Raw genomic sequence first — 17,754 nt, forward strand, 5'->3', positions numbered from 1 at the left:
ATCGTTATCCCTTCGGGTTCACTTGGTCGAGCGGGCCCATGGAGGGAGGGCCGGCGGCCCGGGTGGGGACGGCGCGGCGGCCCGGCAGTGGAGTGCCGGGCGCCGGCGCGCGGTCCGGGCCGCCGGCCCGAACCTGCATCGCGGGGACGGCGGGGTCAGCGCAGGAAGGCGGCGGCGACTCCGGCGTCCACGGGGATGTGCAGTCCGGTGGTGTGGGTCAGGTCCCCGCCGGTGAGGGCGAAGACGGCGGCCGCGACGTGCTCGGGCAGCACCTCGCGCTTGAGCAGCGTCCGCTGGGCGTAGAACTCGCCGAGCCTCTCCTCCTCCACCCCGTAGACGGCGGCGCGCTTGGCGCCCCAGCCGCCAGCGAAGATGCCCGAGCCGCGCACCACGCCGTCGGGGTTGATGCCGTTGACGCGGATGCCGTGCTCGCCGAGCTCGGCGGCGAGCAGTCGGACCTGGTGAGCCTGGTCGGCCTTGGTGGCGCCGTAGGCGATGTTGTTCGGGCCGGCGAACACGCCGTTCTTCGAGGCGATGTAGACGATGTCGCCGCCCATCCCCTGCTCGATCATCACCCGGGCGGTCTCCCGGGAGACCAGGAACGAGCCGCGCGCCATGACGTCGTGCTGGAGGTCCCAGTCGGCGACGGTGGTGTCCAGCAGCGGCTTGGAGATCGACAGGCCGGCGTTGTTGACGACGAGGTCGACGCCGCCGAACGCCAGCACCGCGTCCCGCACGGCCGCGGCGATCTCGTCCTCGGAGGTGACGTCCGCGCCGACCGCGACGGCGACGTCCGCCACGCGCAGCGCGTTCGCGCCCAGTTCCGCGGCGACCTTCTCGGCCGCGGCGACGTCGCGGTCGGCGACGACGACGCAGGCGCCCTCGGCGGCCAGGCGGCGGGCGGTGGCCGCGCCGATCCCGGAGCCGCCGCCGGTCACCAGCGCGACGCGGGTCGCGAGGGGCTTCGGCTTGGGCATCCGGCGGAGCTTGGCCTCCTCCAGCTCCCAGTACTCGATGCGGAACTTCTCCGACTCGTCGATCGGCGCGTACGACGACAGCGCCTCAGCGCCGCGCATCACGTTGATCGCGTTGACGTAGAACTCGCCGGCGACCCGCGCCGTCTGCTTGTTCGCGCCGAACGAGAACATCCCGACACCGGGGACCAGGACGATCGCCGGGTCCGCGCCGCGCATCGGCGGCGAGTCCGGCGCGGCGTGCCGGTCGTAGTAGGCCGCGTACTCCTCGCGGTAGGCGGCGTGCAGTTCCTTCAGGCGGGCCTTGACGTCGTCGAGCGGCGCGTCCGGCGGCAGGTCCAGCACCATCGGCCGGACCTTGGTGCGCAGGAAGTGGTCCGGGCAGGACGTGCCGAGCGCGGCGAGCCGCGGGTGCTCGGCGCGCGAGACGAAGTCGAGGACGGCCTCGGAGTCGGTGTAGTGCCCGACCTGCGGCCGGTCGGCCGACGCCAGGCCGCGGATCAGCGGGAACAGCGCGGCGGCGCGGGCGTGCCGCTCGTCCTCCGGCAGCACCGGGTGGATCACCTCGCCGAACGGGTCGGCCTTGCCGTGCTCGGCGATGTAGGCCTCGGCGGTGCGGATGATGTCGAGCGAGTTGGCCTTGCACTCCTCGCTCGTCGCGCCCCAGGCGGTGATGCCGTGCCCGCCGAGGACCACGCCGATCGCCTGCGGGTTCGCCTGCTTGATCGCGGCGATGTCCAGGCCGAGCTGGAAGCCGGGGCGCCGCCACGGCACCCACGCGACCCGGTCGCCGAAGATCCGGCGGGTCAGCTCCTCGCCGTCGGCGGCCGTCGCGATCGCGATGCCGGAGTCGGGGTGCAGGTGGTCGACGTGCGCCGCCTCGACGAGGCCGTGCATCGCGGTGTCGATGGACGGCGCCGCGCCGCCCTTGCCGTGCAGGCAGTAGTCGAACGCGGCGACCATCTCGTCCTCGCGCTCGACGCCCGGGTAGACGTCCGCGAGGGCGCGCATCCGGTCCAGCCGCAGCACGGCCAGGCCCTTCTCGGTGAGCGTGCCGAGGTCGCCGCCGGAGCCCTTCACCCACATCAGCTCGACGTCGCGGGCCGTCACGGGGTCGGTGACGGTGCCCTTCGCCGAGGCGTTGCCGCCCGCGTAGTTGGTGTTGCGCGGGTCCGAGCCGAGGGTGTTGGCCCGTTCCAGCAGCTGCTCCACCTCGGGTGGAGTGGTCATCGGTGCTCTCTCCTTATCGGATTCGGCGGCTTGTCGGAGTCGGTGCGTGCCGGGTTCGGCGGCCTGTCCGGGTCGGCGGCGTGTTCGGGTCGGCGGCGGGGTCAGGCGCCCCAGCCGGCCGCCTGGCCGTCCTTGCGCTCGGCGACGACGCGCTCGAAGTAGCCGGACGCCTTGTAGGCGGCGACCGGGTCGGGGTGCAGGCCCATCTCCTCGCGCAGCTCCGCCAGCAGCGACCGCACGTCGGTGTTGTAGGCGTCCATGAACACCGCGTTCGCCTCCAGCACGTGGCCGCCGTCCTGCGCGGCGCGCAGCGCGTCCGCGTCCACCAGCAGCGCCTTCGCGGTGGCCTCCTGCACGTTCATCACCGAGCGGATCTGGCCGTGGATCTTCGGCTCGATGTTGTGGCACTGGTCGAGCATGAACGCCACGCCCGTCGCCGGGTCGTAGCCGCCGCCCCGCACCACCTCGTACATGATCCGGAACAGCTGGAACGGGTCGGCGGCGCCCACCATCAGGTCGTCGTCGGCGTAGAAGCGGGAGTTGAAGTCGAACCCGCCGAGCTTCCCCTCGCGCAGCAGGAACGCCACGATGAACTCGATGTTGGTGCCGGGCGCGTGGTGCCCGGTGTCCACGACGACCTGCGCCTTCGGGCCGAGCTTGAGGCAGTGCGCGTAGGAGGTGCCCCAGTCCGGCAGGTCGGTCATGTAGAACGCCGGCTCGAACAGCTTGTACTCCAGCAGGAACCGCTGGTCGTCGCCGAGCCGCTCGTACACGGCGGCGAGCGCCTCGTCCATCCGGTCCTGCCGGGTGCGGATGTCGTCCTGGCCCGGGTAGTTCGTCCCGTCGGAGAACCACAGCTTCAGGTCCTTGGACCCGACGGCGTCCATGATGTCGACGCACTCGAGCAGGTGGTCCAGGGCCTTGCGGCGGACCTTCGGGTCCGGGTTGGTGACGCTGCCGAGCCTGTAGTCGTCGTCCTGGAACACGTTGGTGTTCACCGCGCCGATCCGCACGCCCTTCTCCTTGGCGTGCGCGGCCAGCGCGGCGTAGTCGTCCACCTTGTCCCACGGGATGTGGACGGCGACGCTGGGCGCGACGCCGGTGAAACGGTGCACCTGCGCGGCGTCGTCGATCTTCTCCTGCGGGGTGCGCGGCACCCCCTGCTGGGCGAAGACCTTGAACCGGGTCCCCGAGTTGCCGTACGCCCAGGAGGGAGTCTCGATCTGCTGGCGGCGCAGGGCGTCCTTCACCGCGCTGGTGTCGTTCACGGGTTGCAACCTCACGTTTCTGCTGTCCGGGGCCGCCGCCGGGCGGGGCGGCGGCCCTCAGTCGAGATGGAAGACCTCGGGGAGCGGCCGCATCCCCTCGTCAGGGCGGCCGTCGAGGTCCTCGAAGAACGGCGCCATCTCCGCCTGCCAGCGGGCGTTGACGCCGGTGCGGGCCATCGCCTCCTGCGCGGCCTGGAAGTCGCCGGTCTCCAGGTAGCCGACGAGCAGGCCGTCCTCGCGCAGGAAGAGCGAGTAGTTGTGCCAGCCCGTCTCGCGCAGCGCCTCCCGCATCTCCGGCCAGACCGCCTGGTGGCGTCGCTTGTACTCCTCCAGGCGGTCCTGCCGGACCTTTAGCAGGAAGCAGACGCGCTTCGTGCCTTCGGACGCCATGTCTGATCCGAACCAGCGGGATCAGAAGTGGTACTGGTCGATGTTCTTGCCGTCGAAGACCGTCGGCGGGCCGAGGATGACCTCGCCGTTGGCGCCGATGGTGCGCTCGCCGAGCTTGCCGGCCTTGAACGTCTCGCCCTGCTTGCCGGTGATCTGGCCGGACGCCAGCGCCGCCGCCGCGTAGGAGGCGAGGTAGCCGAGGTTCTTCGGGTCCCACAGCTCGAACGACTTGACCGTGCCGTCCTTGATGAACTTGCGCATCTGGTCCGGCGTGCCGAGGCCGGTCAGCGTGACCTTGCCCTTGTACTTGGAGCCGTCGATGTAGCGGGCCGCGGCGGCGATGCCGACCGTGGTGGGCGAGATGATGCCCTTCAGGTTCGGGTACGCCTGCAGCAGGCCCTGCGTCTGCTGGAACGACTTCTGGTCGTCGTCGTCACCGTAGGCGATCTTGACGAGCTTCATGCCGGAGTACTCCGGCTTCTTCAGCTCGTCCTGCATGTACTTGATCCAGGTGTTCTGGTTCGTGGCGTTCGCGGTCGCCGACAGGATCGCGATGTCGCCCTTGCCGCCGATCTGGTCGGCCAGCAGCTTGACCTCGCTGCGGCCGATCTCCTCGGAGCTGGCCTGGTTGATGAAGACGTTGCGGCACTCCGGCGCGGTGTCGGAGTCGTAGGCGACGACCTTGATCTTCTTGGCCATGGCCTGCTTGAGCGGGCCGCAGACCGCGTTCTGGTCGTTGGCGGCGATCAGGATCGCGTCGTGCCGCTGCTGGATCAGCGTGTTGATGTAGGACACCTGCGAGGACGCCGACGCGTCGGACGGGCCGACCTCCTTCGCCGAGCCGCCGTACTCCTTGGCGGCGGCGACGCCGGCGTTGTCGACGATCGTCTCGTAGGGGTTGTTCACCTGCTTGGGCAGGAACGCGATCTTCAGGCCCTTCTTCAGGGGCGCGTTCGGGTCCGCCTTCTCGCCGCCCGCGGCGGCCTTGCTCCCCGAGTCGTCCGAGGAGTCCTTGGTGGTGCCGCCGCACGCGGCGAGGGAGAGGGCGAGTGCGCCCGCGGACGCGACGGCCACGAGGCGGCGCGGGGCGCGCAAACGAAGGGTCATCACGAGTGCCTTTCGGGATTCCAGGTCGTGCTCTGGGGTGGGTTGTCGGACGCGGCGGGGGGACGCGGTGGCGGGATCATGGGGCGGCGGCGGGGACCGCGGGTCGCGCGCCCCGCCGCCGGCCTTGTGCCTCGCGCACCACGGCGATCAGCCGCGGGGTGAGGACGCTGATGATGAGCAGCAGCCCGGTGACGATCGACTGGACCTCGGTGGAGACGTCGTTGAGCATCAGCAGGTTGCGCAGCAGGCCGATGAGCAGCACCGCGGCGATGACGCCGCCGAGGGTGCCCTTGCCGCCGTCGAAGTCGATGCCGCCGAGCAGCACCGCCGCGATGACGGTGAGCTCCAGGCCGAGGCCGTTGTCGGCGCGGGCGCTGCCGTAGCGGAGCGTGTAGACGATGCCCGCGAACCCGGCGACCAGGCCGGACACCACGAACAGGAGCAGCTTGAGGCGCTTGACCCGGATGCCGGCGAAGTACGCCGCGTCCTCCTGGGAGCCGATCGCGAACAGCGACCGCCCGACGCCGGTGGCGTGCAGCACCACCGCGGTGACGATGGCCAGGACGGCGAACAGCGCGATCGGGTACGGGATCGGCGTCCCGGGGATCGACCCGGTCGCGAGGTCGGTGTACCGGGTGGGGAACTCGGAGATGGCCTCGGTGCCGAGCACCACGTACGCCAGGCCCCGGTACAGGGTCATGGTGCCGATCGTCACCGCGAGCGAGGGCAGCCCGAGCCGGGTGACCAGCAGCCCGTTGACCAGTCCGCAGACGACGCCGACGACCAGCACGATCGGGATGATCGTCTCGATCGCCATGCCGCCCTCCCACAGCTTGCCGGTGAGGGCGCTGCACAGGCCGAGCACGGACGCGACCGACAGGTCGACCTGCCCGCACACCACCAGCAGCGTCATCGGCAGCGCGATCAGGGCGATCTCGCTGAGGTCGCCGAGCGCGAACGACAGGTTGTCGGAGTTCGCGAAGTCGGGCGAGGTGCCGGCGCCGCCGGCGAAGACGATGACCAGCAGGGCCGTGACGGCGGTCTCCCACCGCAGCAGCCGGCCCAGGCCCAGGCCGCGCGGGGCGCTCTTCGTGTCAGTGGTCACGACACCTTTCCTTTCGGCGCCTCGTCCTTGGTCGTCGACGCGGTCGCCTCGGCGGCCGCCGCGGGCGCCGGGGCACCGTCGTCGCGGTGGACGCCGGACTCCAGCGACCGCTGCTTGAGCGCCTTGGTGACGCGCAGGGCCAGCAGCCGGTCCACGCTGATCGCCAGGAGCAGGAGGACGCCGGTGATGGCGTCCTGCCAGAACGAGTTGACCTTGAGCACCACCAGCACGCTGCCGATGGTGGTGAGCAGCAGGGCGCCGAGCACCGCGCCGTAGACGGTGCCGACGCCGCCGGTGATCGCGACGCCGCCGACGACGACGGCGCTGACGACCTTCAGTTCCCAGCCGTGCGCCGCGTCGGCGACGACCGTGCCGAACCGGGCGAGCCACAGCACCCCGGCGAGGCCGGCGAGGGCGCCGCTGACGAGGTAGGCGGTGAGGACGCGGCGGCGGATGGAGATGCCGGCCAGGCTCGCCGCCTCGGGGCTGGACCCGATCGCGTAGAACTCGCGCCCGGAGGAGTAGGAGCGCAGGTAGTAGCCGATCATCAGCATCACGACGACGGTGATGACCGGCAGGTACGGGACGCCGAGGATGGAGTCGTTGCCGAGCGACAGCACCGAGGACGGCAGGTCGGCGGCGCCGATCTGGTCGCCGTGCGCGATCCGGTAGTCCAGGCCCTGGATCACGTAGAGGGTGCCGAGGGTGACGACCAGGGCCGGCACTTTGCAGAAGCTGACGAGCAGGCCGTTCACCAGGCCGCAGGCGAGCCCGATGACGATCCCGAGCAGCACCACCAGCACGACGTTGCGGTCGCCGCCGGAGGCGAACTTGCCGGTGGTGAACGCGACGAGCCCGACGACGGAGCCGACCGACAGGTCGATGTTGCGGGTGACGACGACCATCGACTGGCCGACGGCCAGCAGCGCCAGGATGGAGGCGTTGAGGAAGATGTCCTTGACGCCCTGCCCGGACAGGAACCGGTGGTTGGCGAGCTCGGTGCCGATGACCAGCACGACCAGCGCGCCGAGGATGCTCAGCTCGCGGGCGCGCAGGACGAGTTCGACCAGGCGGCGCCCGCCGCCGGGCGGCCCGCCGGATCCCGGCTTGGCCGGGGACTGGGTGAGCACGGTCATGGGTCAGGCCGCCTTTCCGGTTCCGGCGCGCCCGGTCGCGGCGGCCATCACGCTCTCCTCGGTCGCGTCCGCGCGGGCGATCTCGGCGGTGAGCCGGCCCTCGTGCATGACCAGGACGCGGTCGGCCATGCCGATCACCTCCGGCAGGTCGGAGGAGATCATCAGCACCGCGAGGTCCTGCGCGGCGAGCTCCGACAGCAGCCGGTGCACCTCGGCCTTGGTGCCGACGTCGATGCCGCGGGTCGGCTCGTCCACGATCAGCACGGTCGGCTCGGTGGCGAGCCACTTGGCGAGCACGACCTTCTGCTGGTTGCCGCCCGACAGGACGCCGACGGTGTCGGTGAGCCGGGCGTACTTGAGCTGGAGCCGCAGCGCCCAGTCGGCGGCGCGGTCGCGCTCGACCTTCCGGGAGATGAGCGGGCCGCGCCCGGTCTCCTTGCGCAGCGACCGCAGCTGGGTGAGGCCCATGTTGCGCTCGATGGACATGTCCATCACCAGGCCCTGCTGCCGGCGGTCCTCGGGGACGAGCGCGAGCCCGGCCGACATCGCGGCGGTGGGGCTGCCCGCGGGCAGCTTCTTCCCTGCCACTTCCACGTCCCCGGCGTCCCAGCGGTCCACCCCGAAGATCGCGCGGGCGACCTCGCTGCGGCCCGCGCCGACCAGCCCGGCCAGCGCGACGATCTCGCCGCGCCGCACCTGGAAGGAGATGTCGGTGAAGGCGCCCTCGCGGGTCAGCCGGCTGACCTTCAGCGCGACCTCGCCGGGCGCCACGTCCTGCTTGGGGTAGAGCGCGTCCAGGTCGCGGCCGACCATGCGGCGGACGAGGTCGTCGGCGGTGATGTCCTCGACCCTGTCGGTGCCGATGTAGGTGCCGTCGCGCAGGGTGGTGACCCGCTGGCAGATCTCGAAGATCTCCTCCAGCCGGTGCGAGATGAACAGGATCGCGCAGCCCTGCTCGCGCAGCGTGCGGGTCACGTTGAACAGCCGGGCGACCTCCTGGCCGGTGAGCGCCGCGGTCGGCTCGTCCATGATCAGCACCCGCGCGTCCCGGGAGATCGCCTTGGCGATCTCGACGACCTGCTGGTCGGCGATGGACAGCCCGCGGGCGGGCTGGTCCGGGTCGAGCGCGACGCCGAGCCGCTCGAACAGCTTCGCGGTCTCGGCGTGCACGGTGCGGCGGTCGATGCGGCCGAGCGCGGCGCGCGGCTGGCGGCCCATGAAGATGTTCTCCGCGACCGACAGGTCCGGGAACAGCGTGGGCTCCTGGTAGATGACGGCGACGCCGGCGGCCTGCGCGTCGGCGGGGCCGTTGAACGCGACGGGCTCGCCGTCGACGCGGACCTCGCCGGCATCGGGGCGGTGCACGCCTGCGAACGTTTTTACGACGGTGGACTTGCCCGCGCCGTTCTCACCGGCGAGCGCGTGCACCTCGCCGGCGTGCAGCTCGAGGGTGACGCCCTGCAGGGCACGCACGGCACCGAACGACTTACTCACGTTGACCAGTGCCAATGTCGGCGGCGTCGGCCTGCCGGGTGCACTCATGGCCACCCTCCTCGGACGGGGAGTCTGTGACGGATGGATGAAAAACGTTTTAACAGGATGTTGCGGAGGACGCTAGATGTGAGCCGGAGCACCCGTCAAGAGGGAACTTCGGCCGGGAGGGCCCGGGACCCTGCGGAAACCCTTGCGCCACCGGGTGCGGACGAGTTTGCGAAGTTCCTCCGTCCGGGTCCGGACAGCCGGGTTTGGGCGCGGCGGTTCCGACAGCGGGGTTGACACGTTTTAATCCGATGTCCCAAAGTGAGCGGCGGCACACCAGCGGAGCGACCGGGGGCACAGATTGAGCACAGACGACACCGGGCGCCCCGGAACCGGCACCGCGTCGGGCGCTCCCGCCGGCACCGGCACGGTCGGCATCAAGCAGGTCGCCTCGCACGCCGGCGTCTCGCCGGGCACCGTCTCCAACGTGCTCAACCGGCCCGAGCGGGTCGCGGCCGCGACGCGCGCCCGCGTCGAGCAGGCCATCCTGGAGCTCGGGTTCGTCCGCAACGGGTCGGCGTCCACGCTGCGCGCCGGGCACTCCAGCACGATCGGGCTGATGGTGCTGGACCTGGCGAACCCCTTCTTCACCGACGTCGCGCGCGGCGTCGAGGACGTCGCCAGCGAGCGCGGCTACGCGGTGATCCTCTCCTCGTCCGGCGAGTCCGACGAGCGCGAGCAGCGCAACCTGCGGGTGCTCGCCGAGCAGCGGGTCCGCGGCGTGCTGCTGACCCCGGTCGGCGACGAGGGCGACGGCGCCGACGGGCTGCGCGACCGCGGCGTGCCCGTGGTGCTGCTGGACCATCCGACGCCGCGCGCCAACCAGTGCTCGGTCGCCGTCGACGACGTCGCGGGCGGCGAGCTGGCGGTGCGGCACCTGCGCGACGCCGGCGCCCGCACGCTCGGTTTCGTCACCGGCCCGCCCGGCCTGCGGCAGTGCGCGGGCCGGCGGCGCCGCGCGCTGCGGGCGCTGCGCGACGCGGGCCTCGGCCGCGACGTGCTGCGGGAGGTGCCGGTCGGCGCGATGAACGCCCGCGCCGGGCAGGAGGCCGCGCGGCGGCTGCTGGAGTCCGGCGACCCGCTGCCCGAGGCGATCTTCTGCGCCAACGACCTGCTGGCGCTCGGGGTGCTGCGGGTGCTGCTGCAGGCCGGCGTGAAGGTGCCGGCTGACGTGGCGCTGATCGGGTACGACGACATCGAGTTCACCGCGGCGGCCGCCGTCCCGCTGAGCTCGGTGCGGCAGCCCACCTACCAGCTCGGCCGCATCGCGACGGAGCTGCTGCTCGAGGAGTGCGACGAGTCGCGCGGGCACGCCCACCAGCAGGTCATGTTCCAGCCGGAGCTGGTGGTCCGCGAGTCCAGCCGGGCCGCCGCCGAAGACCGGGAGATCACTCAGGCATGAAGGTCGCGCTGTTCCTCACCTGCGTGAACGACACGATGTACCCGGGGACCGGGCGCGCGATGGTGCGGCTGCTGCGGCGGCTCGGCCACGAGGTGGAGTTCCCCGAGTCGCAGACTTGCTGCGGCCAGATGCACCTCAACACCGGTTACCGCACGCAGGCACTGCACATGGTGAAGGGGTTCGCCGAGACGTTCGAGCCCTACGACGCGATCGTGACGCCGTCGGCGTCGTGCGGCGCGATGATCCGCGACTGGCACCCGAAGCTGGCGCCGCGCACCGCCGGCGTCGCGTCCCGCGTGTACGAGCTGTCGGAGTTCCTGGTGGACGTCCTCGGCGTCACCGACGTCGGCGCGTACTTCCCGCACCGCGTCACCTACCACCCGACGTGCCACTCGCTGCGGATGCTGCACGTGGGCGACCGGCCGCTGCGGCTGCTGCGCGAGGTGCGCGGCATCGACCTGGTCGACCTGCCGGACGCGCGGGAGTGCTGCGGGTTCGGCGGGACGTTCGCGCTGAAGAACTCCGAGGTGTCGGCCGCGATGTGCGCGGACAAGGTGACCGCCGTCCGCGAGACCAAGGCGGAGGCGCTGTGCGCCGCCGACAACTCGTGCCTGATGCACATCGGGGGCGCGCTGACGCGCACCCGCGCGGGGGTGCGGACCGTCCACCTCGCCGAGATCCTCGCGTCCACCGAGGAGGACCCGTCATGAGCACCGATGCGATGCCGACCTATGTCGGGATGCCGTCGTTCCCGGACGCGGCGCGGCGCGCGGTGGCCGACACCCGGCTGCGCGGCAACCTCGCGCACGCCACCACCACGATCCGCGACAAGCGCGCCGCCGCCGTCGCCGAGCTGGACGACTGGGACGCGCTGCGCGAGGCGGGCAAGCAGATCAAGGACCACGTCCTCGCCAACCTCGGGCACTACCTGAGGCAGCTGGAGGAGAAGGTCACCGAGGCGGGCGGGACGGTCCACTGGGCGCGCGACGCCGCGGAGGCCAACCGGATCGTCGCGGACCTGGTGAAGGCGACCGGCGAGACCGAGGTCGTCAAGGTCAAGTCGATGGCCACGCAGGAGATCGGGCTGAACGAGGCGCTCGCCGAGGACGGCATCACCGCCTACGAGACCGACCTCGCGGAGCTGATCGTCCAGCTCGGGCACGACCGGCCGTCGCACATCCTCGTCCCGGCGATCCACCGGAACCGGTCCGACATCCGCGACATCTTCCTGCGCGAGATGGAGGACGTGCCAGAGGGCCTGACCGACTCCCCCGCCGCGCTGGCGGAGGCGGCGCGCCGCCACCTGCGCGCCAAGTTCCTGTCGGCGAAGGTCGGGATCTCCGGGGTGAACTTCGCGGTCGCCGACACCGGCACGCTCGTCGTGCTGGAGTCGGAGGGCAACGGCCGGATGTGCCTCACCATGCCCGAGACGCTGATCTCGGTGATGGGCGTCGAGAAGCTCGTGCCGAGCCAGCGGGATCTGGAGGTGTTCCTCCAGTTGCTGCCCCGCTCGTCCACCGCCGAACGCATGAACCCCTACACCTCCACGTGGACGGGCGTGCATCCCGGCGACGGCCCCCAGACGTTCCACCTGGTCCTGCTGGACAACGGGCGCACCGACACGCTCGCCGACGAGGTGGGCCGCCAGGCGCTGCGCTGCATCCGCTGCTCGGCGTGCCTGAACGTGTGCCCGGTCTACCAGCGCGCGGGCGGCCACGCCTACGGCTCGCCCTACCCGGGCCCGATCGGCGCGATCCTGTCGCCGCAGATCAGGGGCATCGGGTCGGAGGTGGACGCGTCGCTGCCGTACGCGTCGTCGCTGTGCGGGGCGTGCTTCGAGGCGTGCCCGGTCGCCATCGACATCCCCGAGGTGCTGGTGCATCTGCGTGCGCGCGCGGTGGAGAGCGGCCCGCGCCATCCGCTCGAACGGGTGGCGATGACGGCGGCCGGGTGGACGCTGCGCTCCCCCACCCGCCTCGCGCTCGCGCAGCGCGCCGCGTCCGCGAGCCGCCGCATCGTCGCGCCGCGCGGCCGGATCCGGCGGCTGCCGGGGCCGCTGAGCGCCTGGACCGAGACGCGGGACGCGCCCGCGCCGCCGCCCGAGTCGTTCCGCGCCTGGTGGAAACGGACCGACGGCGGACGCAAGGAGGAGGACCGGTGAACGCGCGCGAGGAGATCCTCCGCCGGATCGACGGCATCATGCCCGCCCGCCCGGCCGCCGACGTCGCCGCCGGGTACGCCGCGATCGACCGGGGCTACCTGCGCCGCCACCACGAGGACGGCGTGCTCGACCTGTTCGCCGAGCGGGTCGCCGACTACCGGGCGACGGTCCTGCGGGTACCGGCGTCCGGGCTGGCCGCGATGGTCGCCGAGCGCCTCGCCGCCCGTCCGGGCGTCTACGGGGTCCCGGTGGGCCTGCCGGAGGAGTGGACGTCGCGGGTCACCGGCGACCTGGTCCGCGGCCCGGACGTCGCGGCGCTCGACGGGCTGGCGGGCGCGGTCACCGGCTGCGCCGCCGCGATCGCCGAGACCGGGACGATCGTCCTGGACCACGGCCCGGCGCAGGGCCCGCGCGCGCTGTCGCTCGTGCCCGACCACCACCTGATCATCGTGCTCGCCGACCAGGTGGCGCCGGACGTGCCGGAGGCGCTGGAGCGGCTCGACCCGCAATGCCCGCTGACGTTCGTGTCCGGGCCGTCCGCGACCAGCGACATCGAGCTGAAGCGCGTCGAGGGCGTGCACGGCCCCCGCAATCTGGAAGTCGTGATCGCCGAATGACCGAGACCTTCGCCGCCGTGGACCTCGGCGCGTCCAGCGGGCGCGTGATGGCCGGACGGGTCGGGCCCGGCACGCTGGAGCTGGAGGAGGTCCGGCGGTTCCCGAACCGCCCGGTCCGCGTCAACGGCACCCTGCACTGGGACATCCTGGGCCTTTACGGCAACGTCCTGGACGGGTTGCGCGCCGCGCCCGCCGGACTCGCGTCGATCGGCATCGACTCGTGGGCCGTCGACTACGGGCTCCTCGACGCGGGCGGGAGGCTCATCGGCAACCCCGTCCACTACCGCGACGCCCGCACCGACGGGGTCATGGACCGGATCCGCGCCGAGGTCGGCGACGACCTGCTGTACCAGACGTCCGGCCTGCAGTTCCTGCCGTTCAACACCGTCTACCAGCTCGCCGCCGACGACCTGGCGCGCGCCCGCACGCTGCTGCTGGTCCCCGACCTGCTCGCGCACTGGCTGACCGGCGCGGTCGGCGCCGAGCGGACCAACGCGTCCACGACCGGCCTGCTGGACGTGCGGGACGGCGCCTGGTCGCAGGACCTGCTCGCGCGCCTGGGCCTGCCCGCCGGCGTCCTGCCGCCGATCCGCGAGCCCGGCGAGATGCTCGGGACGCTGCGCCCCGACGTCGCGGAGGAGACCGGCCACCCGGTGACGCTCCCGGTCGTGGCGGTCGGGTCGCACGACACCGCGTCCGCGGTCGCCGCCGTCCCCGCCACCACCGACCGGTTCGCCTACATCTCCTGCGGCACCTGGTCGCTGGTCGGCGTCGAACTGCGCGAACCCGTGCTGACCGAGGCGAGCCGCAAGGCGAACTTCACCAACGAGGGCGGCGTGGACGGCACCGTCCGCTACCTGCGCAATGTCATGGGCCTGTGGCTGCTGCAGGAGTCGATGCGCGCGTGGGGGAACCCGGACCTGCCGGCGCTGCTCGCCGAGGCCGCGGACGTCCCGGGCCTGCGCAGCCTCATCGACCCCGACGACCCCGAGTTCCTGCCGCCGGGCGACATGCCCGCGCGGATCGCCGCGCACTGCCGCCGCCGCGGGTTCCCCGAGCCCGCGACGCACGCCGAGACCGTCCGCTGCATCATGGACAGCCTCGCCCTGGCGCACCGCGCCACGCTGCGGCAGGCGTCCCGGCTGTCCGGGCAGGAGATCGACGTGGTCCACCTGGTCGGCGGCGGCAGCCGCAACGAGCTGCTGTGCCGGCTGACCGCCGACGCCGCCGGGCTGCCCGTCGTGGCCGGTCCCGTCGAGGCGACGGCGCTTGGCAACGTCCTCACCCAGGCCCGCGCGCACGGCCTCGCCGGCACCCTCGCCGAATCGCGCGCGCTGGTCGCCGCGACGCAGCCGCTGCGCCGCTACGAGCCGTCCGGCGACACCGCCCGCTGGTCCGAAGCCGCCGCCCGCCTCGGCCGCTGAGCCGGCCCGCCCGGCGGCGGGACGCGAGGGACCGGACGGTGTCACGGGGGTGGGACGGTTTACCAACCCGCGGTTGACATGCTGGGCGCGGCGGCGGTTGATAGACGCACAAGGCGTGTTGCCCCGCTCTTATTGACGTTCGACCCGATAAGGTAAAACCCGCTTGAAGGACCGGGGACCACAACGACGACAAGCATGCTCACGGCGTGTCCTCCTGTTGGGGTGTGGACTTGGCCTGCTCCTCCGCCCGAAAGCGGGGGATTCCAACCGTCGCCGGTTGGGTTTCCTGCTTCGCAGCCGACTGCCCCGTCCGGGAGGACTCCCGTTGAGGTCTGACACCGGCTCCACAGGCCGAGACCGCCGGCCCGGCGGCCCTGATGTTGCGGGCGGCGTTGACATCCCGGTCATGCCGAGTACCGCACTCGCCGCACTTCGCACGCGCCGGGCAACGGTTGGCGACCCTGTCACGGACGTTCAGGTCCTCGATCACGACCACTTGGTTCTCGCGGCGTTCGCGGTCGCGGCGCTCATGCCGGGGATTGGTGACCTTCTCTCCCGTCGACAGGGCCACCAGCGAGGTGGGCCCGGCGTCGACGCCCACCGCCCGGTCGACCGGTGCCGGGCGGGCGATGCGGTCCTCGCAGAGGATCGAGCAGAACCACCGCCCGGCCGCGTCCCTGCTGACGGTCACGGTGGACGGCTGCGCGCTCCCCGGCAATGGACGCGACCACACGATTTTCAGCGGGCCCGGCATTTTCGCCAGTCTCAGTTCACCGTCCCGGAACGTGAACGCCGAGCGGGTGTACTCGGCGCAGGCTCGCGACGCCGACTCCTCGGTCGTCTTCCATTCGGTCAATGCCGCAGAGGTATCAACGCTCTGCCGCCCAACGGCCCGATTCCTCCCTCGCCCGAAGGCGGGGGTCTCCTCGGAGGTATCCGATGAGCGACGCCGGTGCTCCGCTGGTGGGGCGACGCGAGGCGCTCGGCGCGCTGGACCGCGCGCTGGACGCGACCGCCACGGGCTACGGCTTCCTGGCGCTGGTCGGCGAGCCCGGCGCCGGCAAGACCCGGCTGCTGAACGAGCTCGCCGACGGCGCGACCGCCCGCAAGCTGCCCTACCTGGCCGGCCGCGCCGCCGAGTTCGAGCAGGAGATGCCGTTCGGCGCCGTGGTCGACGCGCTCGACGACCGGCTGGAAGACGACGCCCCCGACCTGTCGCCCGGCGCGCTGCGGCTGCTCGGCACCATCTTCCCCGCGCTCGCCGACCGCGTCGCCGGCCCCGGCGGGGAACCCCAGCGCGTCGGCGCCGCCGAGGGGGCCGCCGACCCGGTCGCCCGCTACCAGCTGCACCGCAGCGTCCGGCACCTGCTGGAGCGGCTGGCGGCGCCGTCCGGGCTGGTGCTGATCCTGGACGACCTGCACTGGGCCGACGACGCGACGATCGAGCTGATGGACCACCTCGTCCGGCACCCGCCGCGCGCGAACGTGCTGGTCGCGGTCGCCTACCGGCCCGCGCAGGCGTCGCCGCGGCTGGCGGCGCTGGCGGACGCGGCCGGGCTGGTGGGCACCCGGGTCCCGGTGGAGTCGCTGACCCGCGGGGAGGTGGAGGAGTTCCTCGGCCCGGAGGTGCCCCGCGCCCGCGCCGAGTCGCTGTACAAGGCCAGCGGCGGCAACCCGTTCTACCTGGAGGCGCTGGCCCGGATGGGCCGGCACGGCGACCGCGTCCTCGGCGCCGACGGGATCGAGGGGCGGGACTGGGAGCGGGGCGTGGCGAACCTGACCGAGGTGCCGCCCGCCGTCCGGACCGCCCTGCAGGTGGAGCTGAGCGCGCTGCCGCCCGAGGCGCTGCTGATGGCGCGCGGCGCGGCCGTCGCGGCGGACGTGTTCGAGCCGGCGCTGGCGGCGGTCGCCGCGGAGATGCCGCAGGAGGACGCGCTCGCCGCGCTGGACGCGCTGACCGCGCACGACGTGGTCCGGCCGACGTCGGGCGGCCGGTTCCGGTTCCGGCATCCGCTGGTGCGGCACGTCGCCTACGCCTCGACGGCGGCGGGCTGGCGGTTCGCGGCGCACTCGCGGGTGGCGGCGCGGCTGGCCGAGCTCGGCGCCCCGGCGGCGGTGCGCGCCCACCACGTGCTGCGGTCGGCCCGGTTCGGCGACCCCGCGGCGATCGGGACGCTGGTCGAGGCGGCCCGCGCCGTCGCGCCCCAGGCGCCCGGCACCGCCGGGTACTGGCTGGAGGCGGCGCTCGGCCTGATGCCGGACGGCACGGACCCGTCCGGCGCCTACCCGGACCGGATCCAGCTCCTGATGGAGCTCGCGCACGTGCAGGCGGTCAGCGGGCACGCCGAGGAGGGCCGCGAGACGGCCCGCACGCTGCTGGGCCTGCTGCCGCTGGACGACACCGTCCGGCGGGCCCGCACGGTGCAACTGTGCGCGGTGATGGACCGGCAGATCGGCCGCATCCACGAGGCGCGTGCGCTGGTGCTGGACGAGCTGCGCCGCATCACCGACCGGCAGACGCCCGAGGCGGTGCTGCTGCGGATCCGGCTGGTCGCCGACCGGATCCAGCGGATCGACACGCGCGGGTCGCACGCCGTCCTGGAGACGATCCCCGAGAGCGCGCCGCAGTGGGGGCCGGGCCTGGTCGCGGCGGTCGCGGCGATGCGTCCGATGGTGTCGTACGGGCGCGGCGAGGTGGCGGAGGCGATCGCCTACGCCGAGGCCGCCGACCAGCGGTTCTCCGCCGCGTCCGACGGCGACTTCGCCGACTGCCTGGACTACATGGTCTGGCTGCTGTTCGCCGAGACGTTCCTCGGCATGTACGACCACGCGATCCGGCACGCCGACCGGCTGGTGGCGATCACCCGGGCGACCGGGCAGACGTTCATCCTCGGCTACATGCTCGCCGGGCGGTCGCGGGTGCTGATGATGCGCGGCCGGCTGGCGGAGGCCGCCGCGGACGCCGACGAGGCCACCGCCGTCGGGCGCGAGCTGCGCTCCCCGGAGGTGCTCGCCTACGGGCTGATCCAGCAGTGCCTGACGGCCAGCTGGGCCGGTGACCACGACCGGGCGCTGCGGGCGGCCGAGGAGGCGGTCGCCAGCGACACCGGGTCGGGCGAGTGGTGGACGCACATGGCGCACGTGGCGCTGGCCACCGCGACGATCAACGCGGGCCGCACCGAGGAGGGCGCGGAGGCGCTGATCGCGGCGTGCGGCGACGGCACGCAGGGGCTCGACTTCAGCACGCTGGTGATGTGCGCCGAGCAGCTCGCCTGCGTGCGGGCCGCGCAGGACGACGGCCCCGGCGCCGCGGGCTGGGCCGACATCGCCGAGGCCATCGCCCATCCCGCGCTGCCCGGCGACGCCGAGCGGGCGCGGCGGGCGCGGGCGCGCGCGCGGAG

Annotated in this window: 13 protein-coding genes and 1 pseudogene; 6 read left to right on the forward strand and 8 right to left on the reverse strand. The window is 72.9% G+C overall.

Annotated features, from left to right (window positions below):
- Positions 1 to 155: 155 nt before the first annotated feature.
- The 7 genes from ABD296_RS37890 to ABD296_RS37920 all read right to left on the reverse strand — a co-directional run bounded on the left by ABD296_RS37890 (position 156) and on the right by ABD296_RS37920 (position 8,752).
- Positions 156 to 2,204, reverse strand: a complete 2,049-nt coding sequence (locus ABD296_RS37890) for a bifunctional aldolase/short-chain dehydrogenase (RefSeq protein ID WP_344279024.1) — start codon at positions 2,202 to 2,204, stop codon at positions 156 to 158.
- Positions 2,205 to 2,305: 101 nt separating this feature from the next.
- Complete coding sequence (gene rhaI, locus ABD296_RS37895; protein WP_344279027.1) at positions 2,306 to 3,472, reverse strand: L-rhamnose isomerase; 1,167 nt, start codon at positions 3,470 to 3,472, stop codon at positions 2,306 to 2,308.
- 57 nt (positions 3,473 to 3,529) lie between these two features.
- Positions 3,530 to 3,862, reverse strand: coding sequence for an L-rhamnose mutarotase (locus ABD296_RS37900; protein ID WP_344279030.1), 333 nt, complete (start codon positions 3,860 to 3,862; stop codon positions 3,530 to 3,532).
- 21 nt (positions 3,863 to 3,883) lie between these two features.
- Positions 3,884 to 4,969 carry a rhamnose ABC transporter substrate-binding protein gene (gene rhaS, locus ABD296_RS37905; protein WP_344279033.1) on the reverse strand — a complete coding sequence of 362 codons (1,086 nt, stop codon included), beginning with the start codon at positions 4,967 to 4,969 and terminating at the stop codon, positions 3,884 to 3,886.
- A gap of 76 nt (positions 4,970 to 5,045) precedes the next feature.
- The gene (locus tag ABD296_RS37910; protein ID WP_344279036.1) at positions 5,046 to 6,074 is read right to left on the reverse strand and encodes an ABC transporter permease; all 1,029 of its coding nucleotides are present in this window, start codon (positions 6,072 to 6,074) and stop codon (positions 5,046 to 5,048) included.
- On the reverse strand, positions 6,071 to 7,210 hold the full coding sequence (locus tag ABD296_RS37915) for an ABC transporter permease (RefSeq protein WP_344279039.1): 1,140 nt from the start codon (positions 7,208 to 7,210) through the stop codon (positions 6,071 to 6,073). Before ABD296_RS37915 ends, ABD296_RS37910 begins: the two co-directional genes overlap by 4 nt.
- Positions 7,211 to 7,213: 3 nt before the next feature.
- Complete coding sequence (locus ABD296_RS37920; protein WP_344279042.1) at positions 7,214 to 8,752, reverse strand: sugar ABC transporter ATP-binding protein; 1,539 nt, start codon at positions 8,750 to 8,752, stop codon at positions 7,214 to 7,216.
- Positions 8,753 to 9,050: 298 nt separating this feature from the next.
- On the opposite strand from ABD296_RS37920, the gene ABD296_RS37925 reads away from it, so the two are divergent.
- The 5 genes from ABD296_RS37925 to ABD296_RS37945 are packed head-to-tail and all read left to right on the forward strand — an operon-like array spanning position 9,051 to position 14,353.
- Positions 9,051 to 10,151, forward strand: a complete 1,101-nt coding sequence (locus tag ABD296_RS37925; RefSeq protein ID WP_407061557.1) for a LacI family DNA-binding transcriptional regulator — start codon at positions 9,051 to 9,053, stop codon at positions 10,149 to 10,151.
- Entirely contained in the window at positions 10,148 to 10,861 is a 714-nt protein-coding gene (locus ABD296_RS37930; RefSeq protein WP_344279045.1) for a (Fe-S)-binding protein, read from the forward strand. The genes ABD296_RS37925 and ABD296_RS37930 overlap by 4 nt, the downstream gene beginning before the upstream one ends.
- The gene (locus ABD296_RS37935; protein WP_344279048.1) at positions 10,858 to 12,312 is read left to right on the forward strand and encodes a LutB/LldF family L-lactate oxidation iron-sulfur protein; all 1,455 of its coding nucleotides are present in this window, start codon (positions 10,858 to 10,860) and stop codon (positions 12,310 to 12,312) included. Before ABD296_RS37930 ends, ABD296_RS37935 begins: the two co-directional genes overlap by 4 nt.
- Before the next feature lie 38 nt (positions 12,313 to 12,350).
- A complete protein-coding gene (locus ABD296_RS37940; protein WP_407061558.1) occupies positions 12,351 to 12,929 on the forward strand; it encodes a LutC/YkgG family protein in 579 nt (192 codons plus the stop codon).
- Positions 12,926 to 14,353: a rhamnulokinase gene (locus ABD296_RS37945; protein ID WP_344279054.1), complete on the forward strand. Its 1,428-nt coding sequence runs from the start codon at positions 12,926 to 12,928 to the stop codon at positions 14,351 to 14,353. The genes ABD296_RS37940 and ABD296_RS37945 overlap by 4 nt, the downstream gene beginning before the upstream one ends.
- Positions 14,354 to 14,552: 199 nt before the next feature.
- Here ABD296_RS37945 and ABD296_RS37950 read toward each other — a convergent pair.
- A pseudogene (locus ABD296_RS37950) lies at positions 14,553 to 15,227 on the reverse strand (RNA-guided endonuclease InsQ/TnpB family protein); the annotation flags it as partial.
- Between the two features lie 65 nt (positions 15,228 to 15,292).
- Here ABD296_RS37950 and ABD296_RS37955 point away from each other — a divergent pair.
- Positions 15,293 to 17,754: ATP-binding protein (locus tag ABD296_RS37955; RefSeq protein ID WP_344279057.1), on the forward strand; the 2,462-nt coding region annotated here is incomplete at its 3' end.

Origin of the sequence: Actinomadura napierensis (genome assembly GCF_039529375.1) — a bacterium.
Classification (GTDB): domain Bacteria; phylum Actinomycetota; class Actinomycetes; order Streptosporangiales; family Streptosporangiaceae; genus Spirillospora; species Spirillospora napierensis.